This is a genomic window from Ramlibacter sp. MAHUQ-53 (genome assembly GCF_052600055.1).
In genome coordinates this window covers 1-21,837 of sequence record NZ_JBQWTS010000016.1, presented here as the reverse complement: position 1 = coordinate 21,837, position 21,837 = coordinate 1, and the positions used below count along the sequence as shown (strand labels likewise).

Sequence of the window (21,837 nt, the reverse complement as noted above, 5' to 3'; positions counted from 1 at the left end):
ATTTCACCCGCGCCCGCTCCGCTGCGGGCCGCATCACTCACCCTCGCTAGAGAGACTCAATGAGCAACCTAATCGTTAGCCAGGCCGCGAAGCTCGGCGCTCTGTTCGGAATGGATTCGGAGGGGCAGGAGCTTGTCTCCGTTCTCAAGGCCACCGCGTTTAAGGGCCAGGTCACGGACGCGCAAATGGCGTCCCTGCTTGTCGTCGCCACCCAATACAAACTGAATCCGTGGACGAAGGAAATCTACGCATTCCCCGATAAGAACGGCGGCATCGTGCCCGTTGTCGGCGTCGATGGATGGGCGCGAATCATCAATGAGCACCCGGCATTCGACGGGATGGATTTCGAGCAAGACGCCGAAAGCTGTACTTGCATCATCTACCGCAAGGACCGATCGCACCCGATCAAGGTCACCGAATGGCTAGACGAATGCAAGCGCGGGACGCAGCCCTGGCAGTCTCACCCGCGCCGGATGCTTCGCCACAAGGCAATGATTCAATGCGCCCGCCTCGCATTCGGCTATGCAGGCATCTTCGATCAGGACGAAGCCGAGCGCATCGCGGACGCGGGTAAGACCATCGACGCGCAGACCGGCGAAATCATCACCTTCGACACTGGCGCAGCCCTGCGCGAAGTCGAAGAGGCGCAGACGCTAGACGACTTGCAGCGCGTGTGGAAGGCGCGAGGCGCGGACGCCGTGACCGCGAAAGACACATCAGGCCACGCAGCACTGAAGGCCGCAGTCCTGGCCCGCAAGACCGCCCTCGAAAAGGCCGCTGTCACGGATGCCGAGGTGGTGGGATGACCACTACGGTAGTTCAAGGCTCCCCGGAGTGGTTCGAAGCGCGTCTAGGCCGAGTCACGGCTTCGCGTGTGGCCGATGTGATCGCCAAGACGAAGACCGGCTACAGCACCAGCCGCGAAAACTACATGGTCGAACTGGCGCTAGAGCGCCTGACCGGCCAGCGCCAGGAGTTCTATACGAATGACGCGATGCGCTGGGGCACCGACACCGAACCCCTCGCCAGGGCCGCATACGAGGCCCATACGGGCGCGATTGTCGAAGAGGTGGGGCTGATCCCCCACCCCACTATCGAAATGGCTGGCGCGTCCCCGGATGGCCTGGTCGGGCGCGACGGGCAAATCGAAATCAAGTGCCCGAACAGCGCGACCCACCTTAAGACCCTTCGCAGCAAGTCTCCGGATTCGAAGTACGTCACTCAAATGCAGTGGCAGCTAGCTTGCACGGGCCGCGCCTGGTGCGACTTCGTTTCCTTCGATCCGCGTATGCCTGCGGGCTTACAGCTTTTCGTGACGCGCATCGAGCGCGACCCGAAGACCATCGCCCAGCTAGAGGGCGAAGTGATTTCCTTCCTTGAAGAAGTTGCGGCGACCGTCCTGCAACTCATGACCATCAAAGAGGCAGCATGACCGAACAGCACACCGAAGCGCAGCGCCTGGCGGCGCTCATGGACGCGATGGACTACGACGACACCAGGCAAGCCGCCGCCGAACTTCGCCGCCTGGAATTCGAACTGTCCGTCACGGAAATGGCGCGTGGGATTCTCATGACGGCGCTTGTTGCACAGGCCCGCGATGTGCAGGCGCTCGATTCCCTGGTGGCCGACCTCTCGGCGGTGCTGCGCCTGTACGCAGACGCGAACAGTTGGACAGAAGACGCAAACGGAGTCCTTCGCGTGTGGCTTGAGCCTGGCAGCGAGACGCCGGAGCAATACAACGGCTTCGAATTCGCCCGAACCGCCCTGGCCGCGTCGGAGGCCCACGCATGAAGGCCCTCTTCTATGCCGCCGTCTTCGTCGTCTTCTTCTTCCTCGGCGTGTGCGTCAAGGTGTGGCAGTGCGGCGAACTGTTCCCCCAGGCCGACACCCTGGCCTGTGTCTTGTGGAAGTGACGCCGCCATGACCGACCAAAAAAACAGGACAACAAGCAAAGCGAGATATGAATGAGTTGGCTCTTTTCGCGGGCGCTGGCGGTGGAATTCTTGGGGGTCACCTCCTTGGATGGCGAACCGTCTGCGCCGTCGAGTGGGAACCCTACGCAGCTAGCGTTCTTGTCGCACGGCAAAACGACGGCCTTCTCCCGCCTTTCCCGATTTGGGATGACGTGCAAACCTTTGACGGAAAACCGTGGCGAGGAATTGTTGACGTCGTATCGGGCGGCTTTCCCTGCCAGGACATTTCCATCGCAGGAAAAGGCGCAGGACTCGATGGAGAGCGAAGCGGCATGTGGAAGCACATGGCGCGGGTGGTTGGCGAAGTACGACCCCGATACGTCTTCGTGGAAAACAGCCCAATGCTCATTCATCGAGGACTCGACCGAGTCCTTGGAGACCTGGCCGCGCTCGGGTATGACGCGAAATGGACTGTTATGGGAGCTGCCGACGTTGGAGCGCCGCACCAGCGCGACAGGCTCTGGGTTGTGGCCCACGCCCACAGTGTGCGGCAACTACAACCGCAAGGGAGCCAGCAAGACCAGCGGGGACGGTCTGGCGACTGCTGTGATGAAACGCATGTGGCCGACTCCCAACGCGGGATCGTCCAGGTGGGGCGGGAGTATGCAGGAATGGGGCGGCTCAAAGAATTGGGTTCGCAAGGAATTGCCGGAGATGGCTACTGGTCCGCTGAACCCGATGTGGGTCGAATGGCTGATGGGATTCCCGCTCGGCTGGACCGACTTAAAGCCCTTGGAAACGGCCAGGTTCCCTTGTGTGCTGCCACAGCATTCGAACTGCTTGCCGCTTGAGGAGGCCGCATTGACGCCATCAACGCCCTGCGCGAACAACTAAAGGAAAAGCAATGACGATTTGGATTGTCCGCAAGCACCCGCCGTATCCGTTCGACGCCAGATACGCAACCGAGGCATTCACCATTCACAGCACCCACCCGACCCGCGCCGCCGCGCAAGTCGAGGCGCATCGCAAGATGCAGTGCAAGCCGAAATATTTCTACAGCGTTGGACGGGTTCAACTTCGGGAGGCCAAGCAATGACCATCACCCGAGAGCAAATCGTCGCGTGGGCGAGGGAGGCGGGTTTTGATTTCAAAGATCGCGCAGAGCCTCGCCTTGAAGCATTCGCCGCCCTCATCGAGCAGGCTGTTCGCCAGGACGAGAACAAGCAGTGTGCGTACAGAGCAGGCATTGCGCTGCTTGGCGCTGATCGAGGTCTTGCTAATCGTGTCAATCAAGCCATCCGCGCACGAGGAGAGAAGCAATGAGCCGAGAAGCGATGCAGATGGCGCTGGAGGCGCTGGAGCGTGTTACGGCAGTGTGCCGTCTTGAAGCGGATGACGACTACTGCGAAGGCGCATGGGATTTGCACAACAAGGCCATCACCGCCCTGCGCGAGGCGCTGGAGCAGCCGCCCTGCAAGACCGGGGCGCAGTGTGTCGGCAACAAGTGCCAGCGATGCGAGGCGGTGCAGCAATCGGACAACGGCGGCAAGACCGGATGGCCTCCTGGCCTGTTGCAAGACGACGACCGCAAGCTATCGAAGTGGCTTGCCAGCAAGCCCGATGCGCGTAAGTGCGTTCGGGAGGCGCTGCCCGAGCAGGCGCAGATACAGGTCGGGTGCGAAGGCGAGGACGGATTTCTTCGCATTCACCCTGAGTCTGAGTTTTGCGATGTGTGCAAGCCAGCCGAGCCGCAGCCGGTGGCTGTCCATCAGTTCCGCAAACAGCATTGCGCTGATTGGTACGACGGCCACCCAGACCACGAAGACGGCAGAGGGCCTTACGAAGTCCGGACCCTCTACACCTACCCGCAGCGCCGGGAGTGGCAGGGGCTGACTGCGGAAGAAATTGGCAATGAAGCCAAAGACATTTACGGAAGTTCGCACTGGGACGACATCAAATTCGCCCGCGCCATCGAGGCCGCGCTTCGGGAGCGCAACGAATGAGCCGCGCCCTGGTTGTGCTTCTGGTCTTCGTCGCGGTCTTCTCGCTGACATTCCTTGCGACCGATTTGCCCCAGGAACAGCGAGGGACTTCGTTTGTCTTCGCGCTGGCCTGGAGCCTGATTCTGTCCCTGGTCATTTGGGATGACCTATGACCCAGGAGCCGAACAACCTGGCCGCGACGGTATTCGTATTCCGCAACCAGGCCGGGGAAATCCGCTGCACCTACGCCGAAGCGTTCTATTGCGTCGATGGGCGCGACGGCTGGCAGCACATCGCCACGCTAGAGCCGAGGCTTTGGATTCAGGCGCATTACGCGACCGTCGAGAAAGCCGAGCAAGCAAAGCCGAAGCGGCCTAGCGAATTCACGGACGAACAGATCGACCCCGACCACATGGATTTATTCGACGTAAGCAACATCTTGGAAGGGATGGCATGAGCATTATTCTTTCGAGCGACGAAATCCACGCCCTTACCGGCTACAAAGTTGCGTCGAAGCAATTGCAGGCGCTTCAAAAGATGGGCTTCTACCGCGCCCGCGTTTCGCCTATTGGCAATGTCGTCCTAGAGCGAGAGCATTACCAGGCGGTCGCGGCTGGCTATCAACCTGCGGCGGCGAATTCTGCGGCATACAGGCCGCGAGTGAGGGGCTAATGAAAAAGGACCGGGAGCTTCCCCCTGGCGTCTTCCTGCGAGGGCGCTGGTACTGCCGCGCCAAGAGGGAAGGTAAAAAAATCGTGTGGATCAAGCTAACGCAGGCCCGCGACGGGCTGGCGGTGCTTTACGCGAAGATGGCCGAGCTACACAAGGACGGAGCCGGTAACGACCGAATCCCGGCGCTTGCGGCTCACTGGCTGCGCGAAATCAGCACGACCCACAAGCCGAAGACCCAGGCGAATGACAAATGGGTCATGGCAGCGATTAGCGAAGCGTTCGCGGAATTTCGAGCCTGCCAGGTCACGCCGCCTGACGTTGTGACCTGGCTAAAGCGATACCGCGAGAAGCCGCGCACCCATAACGAAATGCGGGCGGGGATGCGAGAGCTAATGCGATTCGCAGAAGCCGAGGGCTATCGTGATGCAGGGACGAATCCGGTTGACAGCGTGAAGACCGCCAAAGTCCAGAAGCGGGACCGCTACCCCACGGATAGCGAGATTCGCCGTATCAAGGCCGCAGCCTGCCGGGGCGCGGATGGCAAGAGAACCCGCATGGGGACCACGCTTGCCGGGTTGATCGACCTGGCCTACCTGACCGGCCAGCGCATCGGGGACTTGCTGGAATTGCGCTGGTCGAAAAAGGCCGCGACCGAGGACGGCCAGGTCATCGCCCCTTTCGTCGCAGAGGATGGGCTTTACTTCAAGCCGTCGAAGACCTCCGGCAGCACGGGCGCGAAGGTCCGCATTGAATGGACGCCGCGCCTACAGGCAACGATTGAGCGATTCCGCAGCATCGGGAGGCGGAATCTAACCTTCGTTGTGACCAATCAGGAGGCCCAGCGGTACGACTACGAAGCGTTCAAGTCCGCATGGGCGCGGGCGCTGGAGCGGTCGGGGGTGAAGGACTTGCATTTCCACGACCTACGCGCAAAAGCCCTGACCGACACGGACGCGGAGGGGGGCATCAAAGCGGCTCAGACGATGGGCGCTCACTCGACCCAGACGCAGACCGCCAGCTACATTCGGCACCGCAAAGCGCAGAGCGCGAAGGCCACGAAATGACCCGGCGTGTTTACAAGAATGCCGTTTGTTTACAAGGGCGAGGAATCAATCGGAACCGGCAAGCCTCCGTAAGTTGCTGATTCCATTGTGTTTTCTGGTCGGAGCGGAGGGATTCGAACCCCCGACCCTCTGGTCCCAAACCAGATGCGCTACCAGACTGCGCTACGCTCCGAAGCGGCCGATTCTACCGGGCGCCCCCTGCACACCCGCAACATGAAACTCAAGATCCTCGTCGGCACGACCGGCGGTACCGCCGAGGGCGTCGCCCAGGCCATCGCCCTGGACTGCGCCGACCTCCTGCCCGCCATCGAAGTCCAGCGCATGGACGGCCTGGACACCGCCACCTTCGACGACACCGAGGCCCTGTACCTCGTGTGCACCGCCACCCACGGCTCGGGCGACGTGCCGGACAACGCCTGGGGCCTGTATGACGCGCTGGACAGCCAGCCGAAGTTCCTGGGCCATGTCCGTTACGGCATCGTCGCCCTCGGCGACAGCAGCTACGACACCTTCTGCCAGGGCGGCGAACGCTTCGACGAGCGCCTGCAGGGGCTGGGCGCCCGGCGCGTGGGCGAGGTGCTGCGCCTCGATGCCTGCGCCGACACCCTGCCCGAGGCCGAGGCCGTGGCCTGGGCGCGCGACTGGCTTCAGCGCCTGGTGTAGATCTGGTCGAAGGTGGCGCCGTCGGCGAAGTGCTCCTTCGCCGCCTGCGCCCAGCCGCCGAAGGCCTGGTCGATGGTGAACAGGTTCAGCTTGGGAAACTGCTTGGCGTACTTGGCCTGCGCCTTGGCCGAGACCGGCCGGTAGAAGTGCTTGCCGATGATGTCCTGGCCTTCCTCCGAGTACAGGTACTCCAGGTAAGCCTGGGCCACGGAGCGCGTGCCCTTCTTGTCGACGTTCTTGTCCACCAGCGTCACGGCCGGCTCGGCCAGGATGCTGGCCGAGGGGTAGACCACGTCGACCTTGCTGCCGAACTCCTTTTCCAGCAGGTAGGCCTCGTTCTCCCACGAGATGAAGACATCGCCGATGTTGCGCTGCGCGAAGCTGATCGACGAGCCGCGCGCGCCGGTATCGAGCACCGGCACGTTCTCGTACAGCTTCGTGACGAACTCCCGGGCCTTGGCCGGCGAGCCGTACTTGCGCCGGGCGAACTCCCACGCGGCCAGGTAGTTCCAGCGCGCGCCGCCCGAGGTCTTGGGGTTGGGCGTGACCACCTTGATCCCGGGCTTGACCAGGTCGTCCCAGTCCCTGATGCCCTTGGGGTTGCCCTGGCGCACCACCAGCACGATGGTCGACTGGTAGGGCGCGGCGTTGTGCGGCAGGCGCTTCTGCCAGTCCTTCGGCACCAGGTGGCCCTGGGTGTGCAGGGCGTCGGTGTCCCAGCCCAAGGCCAGCGTGGCGACGTCGGCCTCGAGCCCGTCGATGATGGAGCGGGCCTGCTTGCCCGAGCCGCCGTGCGACTGGCGCACGCTCACGTCCTGGCCAGACTTGGCCTTCCAGTACTTCGCGAACGCGGCGTTGTACTCGACATAGAACTCGCGCGTCGGGTCGTACGAGACATTGAGCAGGGTCACGGCCTGCGCGTGCGCCGGCAGGGACAAGGCCGACGCGAGGGCGGCGGCCAGGGGAATCTTGATAAAGTCGCGGCGTTTGTGCATGGCGGCGAATTCTCGGGAGACGCCGCCGCAACTGGAACCAATAAGATTTCAGTTGCATATCCGAATAAGCAAATCAGGAGGCGCCATGCCCCGTACCGTCAATTGCATCAAGCTCGGCCACGAAGCCGAGGGCCTCGACTTCCCCCCCTACCCTGGTGAACTCGGCAAGCGCATCTTTGAGAGCGTGAGCAAGGAAGCCTGGGCCGGCTGGCTGAAGCACCAGACCATGCTGGTGAACGAGAACCGCCTGAACCTCGCCGACCAGCGCGCCCGCGAGTACCTCAAGCGCCAGATGGAGAACCACTTCTTCGGTTCCGGCGCCGACCAGGCCGCCGGCTACGTGCCTCCCACGGCCTGAGGCCCGCGGGCCACGCCCGCCTCATCCCCCGATGGCATCCGCCGCCCCCCTCGAGCACGCCTGGACCGGGCGGGCCCAGTGGCGCCTGCTCGAAACCGGCTGGCGCCACGGGCAGGGCTTCCTCGCGGCCTGGCAGGCCTGGCGCGATGACCCGCAGCGGCCCGGGCTGCTGCATGTCGCCTGCGCCCTGCCCTGCCCGCCACGGGCCGAGGCGATGGTGGCCCAGGCGCCCGGGCCGCTGCGGGCGCTCGCAGCCGAACTCGCGGCCCACTGGTGGGGCCTGCTGCCGGGCCTGCACCGCCTCTCCCTCGAGGGCGGGCGGGTCCTGCTCACCCTGCATGTCGGGCCTGCCGGCGATGCGTTGCGCGAGCTGGCCTTCGCCGCCGACGCCATCGCCCTGGACGAGGCCGTCGGCCACGACCGCGCGCTGCTCAAGGCCCTCGCGCGCCTGAGCCGCCCCGGCACCACGCTCGCCGCCGCCCGCGCCGACGACACCCTGCGCGCCGACCTGCGCACCTGCGGCTTCCGCATCGACACCGACGCGCCCGGCGCCCTGCGCGCCACCTACGCCCCCGGCTGGACGCCCAAGACCCGCCACGCCAGCCCGCCCGCGCCGTCCGAGGCGCTGGTGGTCGGCGCCGGCCTCGCGGGCGCCGCCGCGGCCGCCTCGCTGGCCCGGCGCGGCTGGCGCGTCACCGTCCTCGACGCCGCGCCCGCGCCGGCCAGTGGCGCCTCCGGCCTGCCAGCAGGCCTGATGGCCCCGCACCTCACGCCCGACGACAACCTGCTCTCGCGCCTCGCCCGCAGCGGCATCCGCCTCACCCAGGCCCAGGCCCGCGCCCGGCTGCGCGAAGGCACGGACTGGCAGGGCGGCGGCACCCTGGAGCACCGGCTCAAGGCCAAGGCCGCTGAGCGCCACGGCCTCGCGGCCGAGGGCTTCGCCGCCGACTGGAGCCGCCCGGCCAGCCCGGACCAGCGCGCGGCCGCCGGACTGCCCCCGGACGCGCCGGCCGTGTGGCACCCGCCGGGCGGCTGGATCAAGCCCGCCGCCCTGGTGCGCGCCTGGCTGGACGACCCCGCCATCACTTGGCGGGGCGGGGCCCGCGTGGAGCGCCTGGAGCGCCGCGACGGCCTGTGGCACGCCCTCGACGCCGCCGGCCGCACGCTCCACGCCGCGCCGCTGGCCGTGGTCGCGGCCGCCCTGGGCTCCGCGGCCCTGGCCGGCGACCGGCTGTGGCTGCACCCGGTGCGCGGGCAGGTCTCGCTCGGCCCGCGCGAAGGCCTGGACGCCCTGCCCGCCTTCCCCCTCAACGGCAACGGCCACCTCCTGCCCGACGTGCCGCTGGAAACCGTGCCCGGCGGGCGCGCCTGGATGTCCGGCGCCACCTACGGCCGCGGCGAGACCGACACCCGCGAGCGCCCCGCCGACCACGCCGCGAACCTGGCGCGGCTGGAGACCCTGGTGCCTGGCACCGCAGCGGCCCTGGCGCCCGCCTTCGCCCGCGGCGAGGTCAGCGGCTGGTGCGGCGTACGCTGCGCCAGCACCGACCGGCGCCCCCTGGTCGGCCCGCTGGAGGACGGCCTGTGGGTCTCCACCGCCATGGGCTCGCGCGGCCTGACCTTCGCCGCCCTGTGCGGCGAACTGCTCGCCGCCCGCCTGCATGGCGAGCCGCTGCCCCTGGCCGCCTCGCTGGCCGGCGCCCTCGACGCAGGCCGCCAGATGCGCCGGACGCCCTTATCCGGACCTGCCTGAAAAACCGCCGGAAACCCGCGCCGATCCTCGCGAATATGCTTATCCGCATAAGGCGAGCAAAAAAAATTAGTTTGGATCCATAAGGGGCACCGCTACAGTCCCGCCCCTATGTACAAGTACACCGAGTTCGACCGCCAGTTCGTCCACGCGCGTGCCGCCCAGTACCGCGACCAGCTGGAACGCAACCTCCAAGGCCAACTGAGCGACGACGAGTTCCGTCCGCTGCGCCTGCAAAACGGCTGGTACATCCAGCGCTTCGCGCCCATGCTGCGCATCGCCGTGCCCTATGGCGAAATCTCCAGCCCCCAGCTGCGCGCGCTCGCCAAGATCGCCCGCGACTACGACCAGCCCAGCGCCGAGCTCCTCGCCGAGGCCCGCGCCCGCCAGGACGCCCTGGGCCCGGTGGCCCTGCGCAATGGCAGCTCGGTGCACTCGCGCATGGTCACCGGCTGCGGCCACTTCACCACCCGCCAGAACGTCCAGTTCAACTGGATCCCCCTGGACAAGAGCGCCGACGTGATGGACCTGCTCGCCAGCGTCGACATGCACGGCATCCAGACCAGCGGCAACTGCATCCGCAACATCACCACCGACGAACTCGCCGGCATCGCGCCCGACGAGATCGTCGACCCGCGCCCCTACTGCGAAGTCCTGCGCCAGTGGAGCACGCTGCACCCCGAGTTCGCCTTCCTGCCCCGCAAGTTCAAGATCGCCGTCTCCGGCGCCAGCGAAGACCGCGCCGCCACCTACTGGCATGACGTCGGCCTGCACCTGGTGAAGAACGAGGCCGGCGAGATCGGCTTCCGCGTGCTGGTGGGTGGCGGCATGGGCCGCACCCCCATCACCGCCACCGTGATCCGCGAGTACCTGCCCTGGAACCAGGTCGTGAACTACCTGGAGGCCGTGGTCCGCGTCTACAACCGCTGGGGCCGCCGCGACAACCTGTACAAGGCCCGCATCAAGATCCTGGTGAAGGCCGAGGGCCAGCGCTACATCGACGAGGTCGAGGCCGAGTACAAGGCCATCGTCGAGGTCGACGGCGCGCCGCACACCATTCCCCAGGCCGAACTCGATCGCGTGGCCGCCTGCTTCGTCGCGCCGCAGCTGCCCCCCGCCACGGCCACCGAACTGCCCGTCACCGACACCGCCCCGGCCTACCAGCGCTGGCTGCAGCAGAACGTCGTCGCGCACAAGAACCCCGCGCTGCGCGCCGTCACGCTGTCCTTCAAGCGCGTGGGCCAGGCCCCCGGCGATGCCACCGGCGACCAGCTGGCGCTCGCCGCCGACCTGGTGGACCGCTTCTCCGCCGGCGAGGCCCGCGTGACCCACGAGCAGAACCTGCTGCTGCCCTGGGTGCGCGTCGAAGACCTGCCCGCGCTGTGGGAGGCCGCGCGCAAGGCCGGCCTGGCCACCGCCAACATCGGCCTGCTGACCGACATGATCGCCTGCCCCGGCGGCGACTTCTGCGCGCTGGCCAACGCCCGCTCGCTGCCCATCGCCGAGGCCATCACCGAGCGCTACCAGGACCTGGACGAACTGCACGACATCGGCGAGATCGACCTGCACATCTCCGGCTGCATCAACAGCTGCGGCCACCACCACAGCGGCCACATCGGGATCCTGGGCGTCGACAAGGACGGCAAGGAGTGGTACCAGGTCACCCTGGGCGGCTCCGACGGCTCCCTCGCCTCGGGCGACGCCCAGGCCGGCAAGGTCGTGGGTCCGTCCTTCTCCGCCTCGGAAGTGCCGGACGTGATCGAGGCCGTCCTCGACACCTACCGCCGCGAGCGCCAGCACGCCGGCGACCAGTACGAAACCTTCATCCAGACCCTGCGCCGCGTGGGCCTCGAGCCGTTCAAGGCCGCCGCCAACGCCGCCCGCACCACCGTCAAGGAAGTGGCGTAATGCAATTCACGCTCCAGCTCCTGTCCGCCGAGGCCCATGCCGCCGAGGCCGCCGCCGCCAACGTCCTGGTCCTGGCCAATGATGCCGACCCGCTCGAGCCCTCGCTCGAAGGCATCACCCGCATCGACCTGAACTTCCCCAAGTTCACCGACGGTCGCGCCTACAGCCAGGCCTTCCTGCTGCGCCGCCGCCGCGGCTTCACCGGCGAGATCCGCGCCACCGGCGACGTGCTGGTCGACCAGCTCGTGCAGATGCAGCGCACCGGCTTCTCCAGCGCCGTCCTGCGCGCCGACCAGGACGCCGGCTTCGCCCAGCGCCAGTTCGACCGCTACCCCCGCTACTACCAGGGCGACGCGGTGGCCGTGCAGCCGCTGTTCAAGGAAGCGGCCTGAATGGGCGCCATCGACCTGAACGCGCGCCCCAGCGCCGACTTCGAGGCCAAGCTGGCCGAGACGAAGGCCCTGCTGCAGCGCGCCGCCACCGAGTACGCCCCGATCACCCAGGCCTCCAGCCTCGGCGCCGAGGACGTGGTGGTCACGCACCTGATCAACGCGCTGGGCCTGGACATCGAGGTCTTCGTGCTCGACACCGGCGCCCTGCATGCCGAGACGCTGGCCCTGCTGGAGCGCACGCAGGCCACCTCCAGGGCTCCTGTCAAGGTGTACCGCCCGGTGCAGGAGGCGGTGGTCCAGTTCGTCGATCGCGAAGGCAAGGACGCCATGTACCGCAGCATCGAGCTGCGCAAGGCCTGCTGCGGCATCCGCAAGATGGAGCCGCTGGCCCGCGCCCTCGAGGGCAAGAAGGCCTGGATCACCGGCCTGCGCCGCGAGCAGTCCGCCGCCCGCGCCGAGGTGCCCCTGGTCGACACCTCCGAGACGCGCGCCAAGCTCAACCCCCTGGCCAACTGGACCTGGGGCGACGTGTGGCACTACATCGCCACGCAGGGCGTGGACTACAACGCCCTGCACGACCAGTTCTATCCCAGCATCGGCTGCGCGCCCTGCACGCGCGCCATCAGCCTCGGCGAGGACTTCCGCGCCGGCCGCTGGTGGTGGGAGGACGAGGCCGCCAAGGAATGCGGCCTGCATGTGAAGCAACAAGAGAACTCCGAGGAAAGCGCCGCATGAACGCCCGCGTCGAATCCCAGGTGCTGGCCCACGGCACCCCCCTGAGCAACCAGCACCTGAACTCCCTCGAGGAAGAGGCCATCTTCGTCCTGCGCGAAGTCGCCGCCGCCTTCGAGCGCCCGACCCTGCTGTTCTCCGGCGGCAAGGACTCGCTGGTCCTGCTGCGATGCGCCGAGAAGGCCTTCGGCCGCGGCCGAATCCCCTACCCGCTGCTGATGATCGACACGGGCCACAACTTCCACGAGGTCACCGACTTCCGCGACTTCCGCGCCAAGGAACTGGGCGCCGAGCTGATCGTGCGCAGCGTCGAGGACTCGATGAAGCGCGGCACCGTGCGCCTGGCCCACCCGGGCGAGTCGCGCAACGTGCACCAGTCGGTCACGCTGCTGGAGGCGATCGAGGAATTCCGCTTCGACGCCCTCATCGGCGGCGCCCGCCGCGACGAGGAGAAGGCGCGCGCCAAGGAGCGCATCTTCTCCCACCGCGACAGCTTCGGCCAATGGCAGCCCAAGGCCCAGCGCCCCGAGCTGTGGACCCTGTTCAACACCCGCCTGCACCCGGGCGAGCATTTCCGCGTGTTCCCCATCTCCAACTGGACCGAGCTGGACGTGTGGCAGTACATCGAGCGCGAGAACATCGCCCTGCCCTCGCTGTACTACGCCCACCAGCGCCAGGTGGTCGAGCGCAAGGGCCTGCTGGTCCCCGTGACCGAGCTGACCCCGGCCCGCGAGGGCGAGACGGTGGAGACGCGCACGGTGCGTTTCCGCACCGTGGGTGACATCACCTGCACCTGCCCGGTGGAAAGCCCGGCGGCCAATGCCGCCGACGTGGTGCTCGAGACGATCTCCGCCGAGGTCTCCGAGCGCGGCGCCACCCGCATGGACGACAAGACGTCCGAAGCCTCGATGGAAAAACGCAAGAAGGACGGCTACTTCTGATGACGACCCCGACCCTGGACCCCGTGACCCGAACCGCCGCACCGGCTCCTGCCGGCGACCACGCCACCGCCCTGCGCTTCATCACCTGCGGCAGCGTCGACGACGGCAAGAGCACCCTGATCGGCCGCCTGCTGGTGGACTCCCGCGCGGTGCTGCAGGACCAGCTCGCCTCCGTCTCGCGCTCCGGCGAGACCGACCTGGCGCTGCTCACCGACGGCCTGTCCGCCGAGCGCGAGCAGGGCATCACCATCGACGTGGCCTACCGCTACTTCGCCACGCCCGCGCGCAAGTTCATCATCGGCGACGCGCCCGGCCACGAGCAGTACACCCGCAACATGGTCACCGCCGCCTCCAGCGCCGATGCCGCCGTGGTGCTGGTCGACGCCACCAAGCTCAAGTGGCAGGACGCCGGCCTGGCCCTGCTGCCGCAGACCCGCCGCCACACCCTGCTGGCCAACCTGCTGCGCGTGCCCTCCATCGTCTTCGCGATCAACAAGCTCGACGCGGTGGAAGACCCGGCCCTGGCCTTCACCCACATCCGCGGCGCGCTCGAGCGCTTCGCGCAGGACGCCGGCGTGGCCGTCGCCGCCATCATCCCGATCTCCGCGCTCAAGGGCCACAACGTGGCCTCCGCGCAACCCGGCTGGTGCGGCTACGAGGGTCCCTCGCTGCTGCAGCTGCTGGAGACCCTGGACGTCACCGCCGCCGAGAGCGACGAGGCCTTCGCCTTCCCGGTGCAGTGGGTCGAGAAGTTCCACGACAGCGCCGACACCTCCAAGGGCCGTCGCGTCTTCTGGGGCCGCGTGGCCGCCGGCCGCGTCAAGCCCGGCCAGGCGATCAAGATCCTTCCCAGCGGCCAGACCGCCACCGTCGCCCAGGTCCTGAACCACGTGCGCGAGGAGAAGGACGTGCCCGCCGGCCACAGCGCCGGCATCGTCCTGGACCGCGAGGTCGACGTCTCCCGCGGCGACTGGCTGCTGGCGCCCGAGTCGCCGGAGCCCTCGCGCGAGGTCTCGGCCACCATCGCGTGGCTCGACGACGAGCCCCTGGTCGCCGGCCGCGTCTACTGGGCGCTGCATGGCCACCGCTGGGTGAAGGCCAAGGTCAAGCGCGTGGTGCACCGCCTCGACGTGAACACGCTCGAGGAGGCCGACGCCACGCAGCTCGAGCCCAACGCCATCGGCCACGTCGAACTGGCCCTGCAGGAGCCCCTGGCCACCCTGCCCTACGCCCGCTCGCGCATCCTCGGTTCGCTGGTCCTGGTGGACACCGCCAGCCACAAGACCTCGGGCGCCGTGCTGGTGCGCTGATCGGCCCCTACGAGCCGTCTTAGAATTCCGGGTTTCCCCCGGTCCTGAAAAGAAAATGACCCACGTCGTCACCGAATCCTGTATCCGCTGCAAGTACACCGACTGTGTGGACGTCTGCCCCGTGGACTGCTTCCGCGAGGGCCCCAACTTCCTGGTGATCGACCCCGACGAGTGCATCGACTGCGCCGTGTGCATCCCCGAGTGCCCGGTCAACGCGATCTACGCCGAGGAAGACGTGCCCGCCAACCAGCAGGCCTTCATCAAGATCAACGCCGACCTGTCGCAGGACGCCAACTGGAAGAGCATCACCAAGCGCAAGGCCGCCCTCCCCGACGCCGAGGAGTGGAAGGACAAGACGGGCAAGCTGTCCGAGTTGATCCGCTGACCGCCTGATGCATGCCGCACCGGGCCAGGCCCTGATCGAGACCGGCGCCGTCGTCATCGGCGCCGGGCCGGTCGGCCTGTTCCAGGTGTTCGAGCTGGGCCTGCTCGACATCCAGGCCCACGTGGTCGATGCGCTGCCCTTCGCGGGCGGCCAGCCCGTCGAGCTCTACGCCGACAAGCCGATCTACGACATCCCCGCCGTGCCCGTGTGCACCGGCCGCGAACTCGCCGATGCCCTGCTCACGCAGGTACGGCCCTTCGCACCCACCTTCCACCTCGACCAGACCGTCACGTCCCTGCAGCGCCAGGACGACGGCCGCTGGCTGCTCGCCACCCGCACCGGCACCCGCTTCCTCACGAGGACCGTCTTCATCGCCGCCGGCGTGGGCGCCTTCGAGCCGCGCCGCCTCAAGCTCGAGGGCCTCGACGCCTTCGAGGGCTCGCAGCTGTTCTTCCGCCTGCCGGACCCGGCGGCCTTCTCCGGCGAGCGCGTGGTCATCGTCGGCGACGGCGACGCCGCGCTCGACGCCGCCCTGGCCCTGGCCGAAGGCCCGCAGCGGGCCGCCAGCGTCACCCTCATGCACCGGCGCGACGCCTTCCAGGCCGATCCCGCCCGGGTCGAGCGCATGCGCGCCCTGTGCGCCGCGGGCGCGATGCGCTTCGTCGTCGCCCAGGCCACCGGCCTCGAGGCCGACGGCGGGCGCCTGCAGGCGCTGCAGGTCACCGGCCCCGACGCCGTGGTGCAGTCCCTGCCGCTCGACCGCCTGCTCGTGTGCCAGGGCGTGTCGCCGCGCCTGGGCCCCGTCACCGAGTGGGGCCTGGACCTGGAGCGCAAGCTGGTCAAGGTGGACACCGCCACCTTCGCAACCAGCGCGCCCGGCATCTTCGCGGTGGGCGACGTCGTCACCTACCCTGGCAAGAAGAAGCTGATCGCCTCGGGCTTCCACGAGTGCGTGATGGCCGCCTTCGGCGCGGCCGCCTACCTCACGCCCGGTCACGAGCAGCGCCCGCTCGAATACACCACCAGCTCCAGCCGGCTGCACCGCCTGCTCGGCGTGGACGGACAGGACGCGCCAGGCGGCGCGGGCCCTGCCTGATCCCCGGTTAGAATCCGCCGCGCGCTCCTTCCGGGGAGCCGCACACCGCTAGGGGTGTTGCCGCGATGCCGTGGCGACTGAGAGAGTCCCTTTGAACCTGATTGAGGTAATCCTCGCGCAGGGAAGCAAGCTTCCTGTGGGCGTCCCGTCTTCTCGCGGGGCCACCGTGCCCACCAGCATGCCGACCTGCCACCAACGTTGGAGAAAAACGTCGTGGCATCCCATTCGCCCAAGCAACGTCCTTCCTGGCCCCTGGCCACCCTGCCCCGCGCCTGCCTGCTGCTCGCCCTGTCGGCCGCCGCGCACGCGCAGGACACCACGCTCAAGACCGTCACCATCACCACCAGCCGCAACGGCGCGGCGCAGGCCGACGTCACCGGCTTCGGCGACGTGCCGCTGCGCGAGCTGCCGCTGTCGGCCACCGTCATCGACCGCCGCACGCTCGAAGCCAGCGGCGCCCGCCGCCTGGCCGATCTCACCGGCTTCGACGCCTCGGTGACCGACGCCTACAACGCGCCCGGCTACTGGGACTTCCTCAGCATCCGCGGCTTCACGCTCGACAACCGCTTCAACTACCGCCGCGAGGGCCTGCCGATCTCGGCCGAGACCTCGATCCCCCTGGACAACAAGGAGCGCATCGAGTTCCTGCGCGGCACCAGCGGCATCCAGGCCGGCACCAGCGCACCCGGCGGCCTGGTGAACTACGTCGTCAAGCGCCCGACCCAGCAGCCCCTGCGCCAGGTGCGCCTGGAGACCGGCAGCGGCGGCGGCGTGCTCGCCGGCGCGGACATCAGCCAGCGCTTCGGCGAGGGCCAGGCCTTCGGTCTGCGCGTGAACGCGGTGCACGAGCGCCTGCGCCCGCGCGTGAACCACCTCGACGGCGAGCGCAGCCTGCTGGCCGCCGCGGCCGACTGGCGCATCAGCCGCGACTCGGTGCTCGAGGCCGAGATCGAGACCAGCCGCAAGTCGCAGCCGAGCCAGGTCGGCTTCAGCCTGCTGGGCCCGCGCCTGCCCGCGCCGGTGAACCCCAACCTGAACCTGAACAACCAGCCCTGGGCCCAGCCCTCGGTGTTCGACGCCGCCACCGGCACGGTGCGCTTCTCGCAGGCGATCAACGCCCAATGGAGCTGGATGGCCCAGGCCGGCCGGCAGTACCTGCGCACCGACGACCGCACCGCCTTCCCCTTCGGCTGCAGCGCCGAGGGCAACTACGACCGCTACTGCAGCGACGGCAGCTTCGACTACTACGACTTCCGCAGCGAGAACGAGCGCCGCGCCCAGGATGCCGCGCAACTGCAGCTGCGCGGCCAGCTGTCCGCCGGCGGCGTGCGCCACGACCTCACCTTCGCCGCGCTGCATTCGCGCGTGAAGCAGCGCTTCGACCTGCAGGCCTACAACTGGGTCGGCACCGGCAACGTGCAGGGCACGGCCGTCGTGCCCGCCGACCCGACGCTGGGCGACCAGAACACGAACCGCGGCGAGCGCTCGATGGAGTTCTCGGTGCAGGACGCGATGCGCCTGAACGAGCGCCTCACCGTGTGGGCCGGCCTGCGCCACACGCAGCTCGATCGCTCCAGCGTGCGCACCAACGGCACGCGCCCCACCGCGTACGAGCAGTCGATCAACACGCCCTGGGCGGCGGTGAGCTACAAGCTCTCGCCGGTGCTCATGGCCTATGCCAGCTGGGGCCAGGGCATCGAGTCGCAGGTCGTGCCCAATCGCGGCTCGCAGTACACCAACGCCGGCCAGGCGCTGCCCGCGCTGAAGTCGCGCCAGGTGGAGGCCGGCCTCAAGGGCGGCGACGAGGCCCTGGGCTGGCAGGTCGCCGCCTTCCAGATCCATCGGCCGGTGAGCAACCTCGACGCCTGCAGCCGGCTGGGCCTGTCGCCCTGCACCGGCGCCTACGACGGCGAGGCGGTGCACCGCGGCCTCGAGACCTCGGCGCAGTGGGCCAAGGGCCCGTGGCGCGTGGGCGGCGGCGTGACGCTGCTGGATGCCAAGCGCAGCGGCAGCAGCGCCGAACCGGCCGTGAACGGCCAGCGCCCGACCAACGTCCCCGCCGTCACCGCGCGCCTGCAGGCCGCCTGGCGCGCGGCCGCGGTGCAGGGCCTGGAGCTGCAGGGCCGCCTCTCGCACGAGGGCGACCGCAACGTGCTGCCCGATGGCTCGATCCGCCTGCCCTCGTGGACCACGGTCGGCGCCGCGGTGCGCTACGACACGAAGCTCGCCGGTGCGAACACCACCTGGACGCTGGGCATCGACAACCTGTTCGACCGCCGCTACTGGCGTGAATCGCCCTACCAGTTCGGCCACGTGTACCTGTACCCCGGCGCGGCACGCACGGCGCGCCTGACTTTTGCGGCCGCCCTTTAAAACCGGCCGAAAATCTGCCTATAATCTTGGTTCTGTTCCCCGATAGCTCAGTCGGTAGAGCGCCGGACTGTTAATCCGTAGGTCCCTGGTTCGAGCCCAGGTCGGGGAGCCAAAAAACTCGAAAGGCCCTTGCAGCGATGCAAGGGCCTTTTTCATTGCCGCTCGCGATCGATCTTTCGGCGGGAGTACTTCGCCAGGAATATTTCGTCGAAGCGCGCGCCCGGCGCAGGAGCGCTTTTGAAACAAGCTATAATCTAAGGCTTGTTCCCCGATAGCTCAGTCGGTAGAGCGCCGGACTGTTAATCCGTAGGTCCCTGGTTCGAGCCCAGGTCGGGGAGCCAAAAAACTCGAAAAGCCCTGCACTCGCGTGCAGGGCTTTTTTCTTGCCTCAGCGCGGCGCCTCGCCGCCCACGCCGTGGCGCGCGAGCAGGAAGTCGATGCAGGTGCGCACCGCGCGCGTCTGGTAGCGATTGGGCAGGTACATCAGGTACATCCGCGGCCCGAACATGCGCAGCGTATGGTCCTCCAGCGCACGCACGATGTCGCCGCTGGCCAGCCCCTCGCGCACCACGTAATCGGGCACCAGACCCCAACCCAGGCCCGCCCGGATCGCCTGCTCCAGGAACGGGTAGTGCTCCGAGGTCAGGGCCGGCTCCAGCACCACCTCCTCGGAAGCCGCCTCGCGTGTCGACCGCAGGCGCAGCTCGCGCTGCCCCCCGGGCGACGTGATGAGCGGCACCTGCCGCAGGTCGCCCAGGGCCTGCGGGCGCCCATGCGCCTGCGCATAGGCCCGCGCCGCGCACAGGACGTAACGCACCGGGCCCAGCTCCCGGGCGATCAGGTTCTGCGGCGGCTCGTGCAGGATGCGGATGGCGATGTCGACATCATCCCGGATCAGATCGTCCACCCGGTTCTCGAAGCGGGCCTCCAGCACGATGCGGGGGTACGCGCGCTTGAACTCGATCAGCCAGGGGGACATCACCATCTGGCCATAGCCGCTGGGCATGCTCAGGCCCACCCGCCCCCCCAGGCCGGTGCCCAGCGTGCTGATGGTTTCCTGGGCGGCGCGGATCTCGTCGCGCATCACGCGGCCGTGCTCGTAGAGCCGCCGGCCCAGCTCGGTCGGCTCCACCTGCCGCGAGGTCCGCCGCAGCAGCTGCGCCCCCACCCGCTTCTCCAGCTGCGCCAGGTGGTAGCTCACGTTGGCACGGGTCATCTTCAGCCGGCGCGCGGCCTCGCTCAGGTTGCCGGCGTCGAGGATTTCCACCAGGAGGGTCAGGGAGGAGGCGTCCATCTCATTCGTCAAATATGGCTTGACATTCCGTCAATAATTTTCCGTATTGTCAAGCAAACCTTCCTCAACAAGAATCCCGCCCACTGAACACACGCCCCGCTTCCCGACATGGCAGAACCCCGACTCCCCCTCGCCGGCATTCGCGTGCTGGACCTCTCCCGCGTGCTGGCGGGGCCCTGGTGCGGCATGGTGCTGGGCGACATGGGGGCCGAGGTGATCAAGGTCGAGGCGCCGGGCCGCGGCGACGACACGCGCGACTGGGGCCTGCGAGTCGGCAGCACGCAGACGGCCTACTTCAACAGCGTCAACCGCAACAAGCGCTCGGTGACGCTGGACCTGCAGACCGACGACGGCCAGCAGCTCGCACGGGCCCTGGCGCGCGAGTGCGATGTCGTGATCCAGAACTTCAAGTTCGGCGGCGCCGAGAAGCTGGGGCTGGGGTTCGAGCAGCTGAAGGCCGTGCGCCCCGACATCGTCTACTGCTCCATCTCCGGCTACGACCGCACGGGGCCCGACGCGTCCCGCCCCGGCTACGACCTGCTGGTCCAGGGTGAGGCGGGCTTGATGGCGCTCAACGGCGAGTCTGCGCAGCCCCCCCTCAAGTTCGGCGTGGCGGTGGTGGACATGTTCACCGGCATGTATGCCGCGCAGGCGGTGCTGGCGGCGCTGTTCGAGCGCCAGCGCACCGGCCAGGGCCGCCACATCGAGATGGCGCTGTATGACTGCGGGATGATGGTCACGGCCTACTACGGCCTCGAGGCGCTGCTGATGGAGAAGGACCCGCCGCGTTACGGCAACGCCCATCCCTCGATCGTCCCCTATGGCGTGTTCGACGCGGCGGACGGCCCCCTCATCGTCACGGTGGGCAACAACGCCCAGTTCGAGCGCTTCTGCCGGGACGTGATCGAGCGCCCCGACCTGGCTGACGACGAACGCTTCAAGACCAACGTGCTGCGCACCGCGAACCGCGACGCCCTGATGCCGCAGGTGCTCGAAGCCCTGCGGCAACGACCCAGGACCTGGCTGCTGGAGCGCCTGGCGGCCGCGGGAATCCCCTGCGGCGAGGTGCTCGGCGTGCACGAGGCCCTCACCGGCGAGCGCGCCACCCGCGGCGGCCTGGTGACGCGGCATCCGCATCCCGAGGCGGGCAGCGTCGACGTGCTCGCGCCCCCCTACCGCTTCGACGGCCAGCGCCTGCCGGTGCGCCGCCCGCCCCCGGCGCTGGGCGAAGGCACCCGCGAGGTACTGTCCGGCCTGCTGGGGCTCGACGACGCCGAGCTCCAGCACCTGCATTCGGCGGGCGTGACCTGAAGCGCACCGCCGCCCCTCCCATCCTTCCCTACTCCCTTGCGACACCATGGCCCTCGATCCCGAGTCCTTTGACCTCCTGTTGTCCGCCGTCGAGCGCTTCGTCCGTGAGCGCCTGGTGCCTGCCGAGAACCACGTCGAGGAGCACGACGAGGTGCCCGCCGACATCGTCGAGGACATGAAGGCGATGGGCCTGTTCGGCCTGTCGATCCCCGAGGAGTACGGCGGCATCGGCCTGTCGATGGCGCAGGAGTGCCAGGTGGCCTACGAGCTGGGTCGCACCGCGCTGGCCTTCCGCTCGGTCTTCGGCACCAACGTGGGCATCGGCTCGCAGGGCATCCTCATGGACGGCACGCCCGAGCAGAAGCAGGCCTACCTGCCGCGCGTGGCCAGCGGCGAGCTGATCATGTCGTTCGCGCTGACCGAGCCCGACGCCGGCTCCGACGCCGCCTCGCTCAAGACCCGCGCCGAGCTCGACGGCGACCACTACGTGCTCACGGGCACGAAGCGCTACATCACCAACGCGCCGCGCGCCGGCGCCTTCACCCTGATGGCCCGCACCGGCGGGCCGGGGGCGGGCGGCATCAGCGCCTTCATCGTGCCGGCCGACGCGCCGGGCCTGCGCCTGGGCAAGGTGGACAAGAAGATGGGCCAGCGCGGCACCAAGACCTGCGACGTGATCCTGGAGAACGTGCGCGTGC

General features: G+C 68.1%; 27 protein-coding genes, 3 tRNA genes and 1 riboswitch. Of the genes, 27 read left to right on the top strand and 3 right to left on the bottom strand.

Annotated elements, in window-relative coordinates; all coding sequences use genetic code 11:
- Nucleotides 1-59: 59 nt before the first annotated feature.
- Genes bet through ACT80S_RS18310 form a run of 12 tightly spaced genes read left to right on the top strand, consistent with a single transcriptional unit; the run spans nt 60 to nt 5,631 of the window.
- Nucleotides 60-806, top strand: coding sequence for a phage recombination protein Bet (gene bet, locus ACT80S_RS18365; protein WP_445323094.1), 747 nt, complete (start codon nt 60-62; stop codon nt 804-806).
- The gene (locus ACT80S_RS18360) at nt 803-1,432 is read left to right on the top strand and encodes a lambda exonuclease family protein (protein ID WP_377418713.1); all 630 of its coding nucleotides are present in this window, start codon (nt 803-805) and stop codon (nt 1,430-1,432) included. Before bet ends, ACT80S_RS18360 begins: the two co-directional genes overlap by 4 nt.
- Nucleotides 1,429-1,791 (top strand): hypothetical protein, encoded by a 363-nt coding sequence (locus ACT80S_RS18355; RefSeq protein WP_377418710.1) that lies wholly within the window; start codon nt 1,429-1,431, stop codon nt 1,789-1,791. Before ACT80S_RS18360 ends, ACT80S_RS18355 begins: the two co-directional genes overlap by 4 nt.
- Entirely contained in the window at nt 1,788-1,913 is a 126-nt protein-coding gene (locus tag ACT80S_RS18350; protein WP_377418708.1) for a hypothetical protein, read from the top strand. The genes ACT80S_RS18355 and ACT80S_RS18350 overlap by 4 nt, the downstream gene beginning before the upstream one ends.
- 47 nt (nt 1,914-1,960) lie before the next feature.
- On the top strand, nt 1,961-2,764 hold the full coding sequence (locus ACT80S_RS18345; RefSeq protein ID WP_377418705.1) for a DNA cytosine methyltransferase: 804 nt from the start codon (nt 1,961-1,963) through the stop codon (nt 2,762-2,764).
- A gap of 53 nt (nt 2,765-2,817) precedes the next feature.
- On the top strand, nt 2,818-3,009 hold the full coding sequence (locus tag ACT80S_RS18340; protein ID WP_377418702.1) for a hypothetical protein: 192 nt from the start codon (nt 2,818-2,820) through the stop codon (nt 3,007-3,009).
- On the top strand, nt 3,006-3,236 hold the full coding sequence (locus ACT80S_RS18335; RefSeq protein WP_377418699.1) for a hypothetical protein: 231 nt from the start codon (nt 3,006-3,008) through the stop codon (nt 3,234-3,236). The genes ACT80S_RS18340 and ACT80S_RS18335 overlap by 4 nt, the downstream gene beginning before the upstream one ends.
- On the top strand, nt 3,233-3,916 hold the full coding sequence (locus tag ACT80S_RS18330; RefSeq protein ID WP_377418696.1) for a hypothetical protein: 684 nt from the start codon (nt 3,233-3,235) through the stop codon (nt 3,914-3,916). Before ACT80S_RS18335 ends, ACT80S_RS18330 begins: the two co-directional genes overlap by 4 nt.
- Entirely contained in the window at nt 3,913-4,068 is a 156-nt protein-coding gene (locus ACT80S_RS18325; RefSeq protein ID WP_377418693.1) for a hypothetical protein, read from the top strand. Before ACT80S_RS18330 ends, ACT80S_RS18325 begins: the two co-directional genes overlap by 4 nt.
- On the top strand, nt 4,065-4,352 hold the full coding sequence (locus tag ACT80S_RS18320) for a hypothetical protein (protein ID WP_377418690.1): 288 nt from the start codon (nt 4,065-4,067) through the stop codon (nt 4,350-4,352). Before ACT80S_RS18325 ends, ACT80S_RS18320 begins: the two co-directional genes overlap by 4 nt.
- Nucleotides 4,349-4,567: a DUF4224 domain-containing protein gene (locus ACT80S_RS18315; RefSeq protein ID WP_377418687.1), complete on the top strand. Its 219-nt coding sequence runs from the start codon at nt 4,349-4,351 to the stop codon at nt 4,565-4,567. The genes ACT80S_RS18320 and ACT80S_RS18315 overlap by 4 nt, the downstream gene beginning before the upstream one ends.
- Entirely contained in the window at nt 4,567-5,631 is a 1,065-nt protein-coding gene (locus ACT80S_RS18310; protein ID WP_377418684.1) for a tyrosine-type recombinase/integrase, read from the top strand. The genes ACT80S_RS18315 and ACT80S_RS18310 overlap by 1 nt, the downstream gene beginning before the upstream one ends.
- 95 nt (nt 5,632-5,726) lie before the next feature.
- On the opposite strand, the gene ACT80S_RS18305 is transcribed toward ACT80S_RS18310, so the two are convergent.
- Nucleotides 5,727-5,803: transfer RNA gene (locus ACT80S_RS18305), tRNA-Pro, on the bottom strand.
- 41 nt (nt 5,804-5,844) lie between these two features.
- Between ACT80S_RS18305 and ACT80S_RS18300 the strand changes: the two genes are divergently transcribed.
- Nucleotides 5,845-6,294, top strand: coding sequence for a flavodoxin domain-containing protein (locus ACT80S_RS18300; protein ID WP_377418681.1), 450 nt, complete (start codon nt 5,845-5,847; stop codon nt 6,292-6,294).
- On the opposite strand, the gene ACT80S_RS18295 is transcribed toward ACT80S_RS18300, so the two are convergent.
- Nucleotides 6,279-7,289 (bottom strand): sulfate ABC transporter substrate-binding protein, encoded by a 1,011-nt coding sequence (locus ACT80S_RS18295; RefSeq protein ID WP_377418678.1) that lies wholly within the window; start codon nt 7,287-7,289, stop codon nt 6,279-6,281. The genes ACT80S_RS18300 and ACT80S_RS18295 overlap by 16 nt on opposite strands.
- An 85-nt stretch (nt 7,290-7,374) precedes the next feature.
- On the opposite strand from ACT80S_RS18295, the gene ACT80S_RS18290 reads away from it, so the two are divergent.
- The 12 genes from ACT80S_RS18290 to ACT80S_RS18235 all read left to right on the top strand — a co-directional run bounded on the left by ACT80S_RS18290 (nt 7,375) and on the right by ACT80S_RS18235 (nt 18,875).
- Nucleotides 7,375-7,647, top strand: a complete 273-nt coding sequence (locus tag ACT80S_RS18290; RefSeq protein WP_377418674.1) for an oxidative damage protection protein — start codon at nt 7,375-7,377, stop codon at nt 7,645-7,647.
- A 31-nt stretch (nt 7,648-7,678) separates the two neighbouring features.
- The gene (gene mnmC, locus ACT80S_RS18285; RefSeq protein ID WP_377418671.1) at nt 7,679-9,400 is read left to right on the top strand and encodes an FAD-dependent 5-carboxymethylaminomethyl-2-thiouridine(34) oxidoreductase MnmC; all 1,722 of its coding nucleotides are present in this window, start codon (nt 7,679-7,681) and stop codon (nt 9,398-9,400) included.
- 108 nt (nt 9,401-9,508) lie between these two features.
- Nucleotides 9,509-11,305 carry a nitrite/sulfite reductase gene (locus ACT80S_RS18280; RefSeq protein WP_377418668.1) on the top strand — a complete coding sequence of 599 codons (1,797 nt, stop codon included), beginning with the start codon at nt 9,509-9,511 and terminating at the stop codon, nt 11,303-11,305.
- Complete coding sequence (locus ACT80S_RS18275) at nt 11,305-11,697, top strand: DUF934 domain-containing protein (protein WP_377418665.1); 393 nt, start codon at nt 11,305-11,307, stop codon at nt 11,695-11,697. The genes ACT80S_RS18280 and ACT80S_RS18275 overlap by 1 nt, the downstream gene beginning before the upstream one ends.
- Entirely contained in the window at nt 11,698-12,432 is a 735-nt protein-coding gene (locus ACT80S_RS18270; RefSeq protein WP_377418662.1) for a phosphoadenylyl-sulfate reductase, read from the top strand.
- Nucleotides 12,429-13,370 carry a sulfate adenylyltransferase subunit CysD gene (gene cysD, locus ACT80S_RS18265; RefSeq protein ID WP_377418659.1) on the top strand — a complete coding sequence of 314 codons (942 nt, stop codon included), beginning with the start codon at nt 12,429-12,431 and terminating at the stop codon, nt 13,368-13,370. The genes ACT80S_RS18270 and cysD overlap by 4 nt, the downstream gene beginning before the upstream one ends.
- Entirely contained in the window at nt 13,370-14,680 is a 1,311-nt protein-coding gene (locus ACT80S_RS18260; RefSeq protein WP_377418657.1) for a sulfate adenylyltransferase subunit 1, read from the top strand. Before cysD ends, ACT80S_RS18260 begins: the two co-directional genes overlap by 1 nt.
- A gap of 55 nt (nt 14,681-14,735) precedes the next feature.
- Nucleotides 14,736-15,065: a ferredoxin FdxA gene (gene fdxA / locus ACT80S_RS18255; protein ID WP_377418654.1), complete on the top strand. Its 330-nt coding sequence runs from the start codon at nt 14,736-14,738 to the stop codon at nt 15,063-15,065.
- Nucleotides 15,066-15,072: 7 nt separating this feature from the next.
- Nucleotides 15,073-16,161, top strand: coding sequence for an NAD(P)/FAD-dependent oxidoreductase (locus tag ACT80S_RS18250; protein WP_377418651.1), 1,089 nt, complete (start codon nt 15,073-15,075; stop codon nt 16,159-16,161).
- Between the two features lie 40 nt (nt 16,162-16,201).
- A riboswitch (TPP riboswitch) is annotated at nt 16,202-16,302 on the top strand.
- Between the two features lie 72 nt (nt 16,303-16,374).
- The gene (locus tag ACT80S_RS18245) at nt 16,375-18,534 is read left to right on the top strand and encodes a TonB-dependent siderophore receptor (RefSeq protein WP_377418648.1); all 2,160 of its coding nucleotides are present in this window, start codon (nt 16,375-16,377) and stop codon (nt 18,532-18,534) included.
- 36 nt (nt 18,535-18,570) lie between these two features.
- Nucleotides 18,571-18,646 (top strand) — tRNA-Asn (locus ACT80S_RS18240).
- 153 nt (nt 18,647-18,799) lie between these two features.
- A tRNA-Asn gene (locus tag ACT80S_RS18235) sits at nt 18,800-18,875 on the top strand.
- Between the two features lie 47 nt (nt 18,876-18,922).
- On the opposite strand, the gene ACT80S_RS18230 is transcribed toward ACT80S_RS18235, so the two are convergent.
- Nucleotides 18,923-19,828 carry a LysR family transcriptional regulator gene (locus ACT80S_RS18230; RefSeq protein ID WP_377418645.1) on the bottom strand — a complete coding sequence of 302 codons (906 nt, stop codon included), beginning with the start codon at nt 19,826-19,828 and terminating at the stop codon, nt 18,923-18,925.
- A 108-nt stretch (nt 19,829-19,936) separates the two neighbouring features.
- Between ACT80S_RS18230 and ACT80S_RS18225 the strand changes: the two genes are divergently transcribed.
- Both ACT80S_RS18225 and ACT80S_RS18220 read left to right on the top strand, forming a co-directional pair.
- Nucleotides 19,937-21,139: a CaiB/BaiF CoA transferase family protein gene (locus ACT80S_RS18225; RefSeq protein WP_377418642.1), complete on the top strand. Its 1,203-nt coding sequence runs from the start codon at nt 19,937-19,939 to the stop codon at nt 21,137-21,139.
- 46 nt (nt 21,140-21,185) lie between these two features.
- Nucleotides 21,186-21,837 (top strand): acyl-CoA dehydrogenase family protein (locus ACT80S_RS18220; protein ID WP_377418639.1); only part of this gene is annotated, 652 nt, incomplete at its 3' end.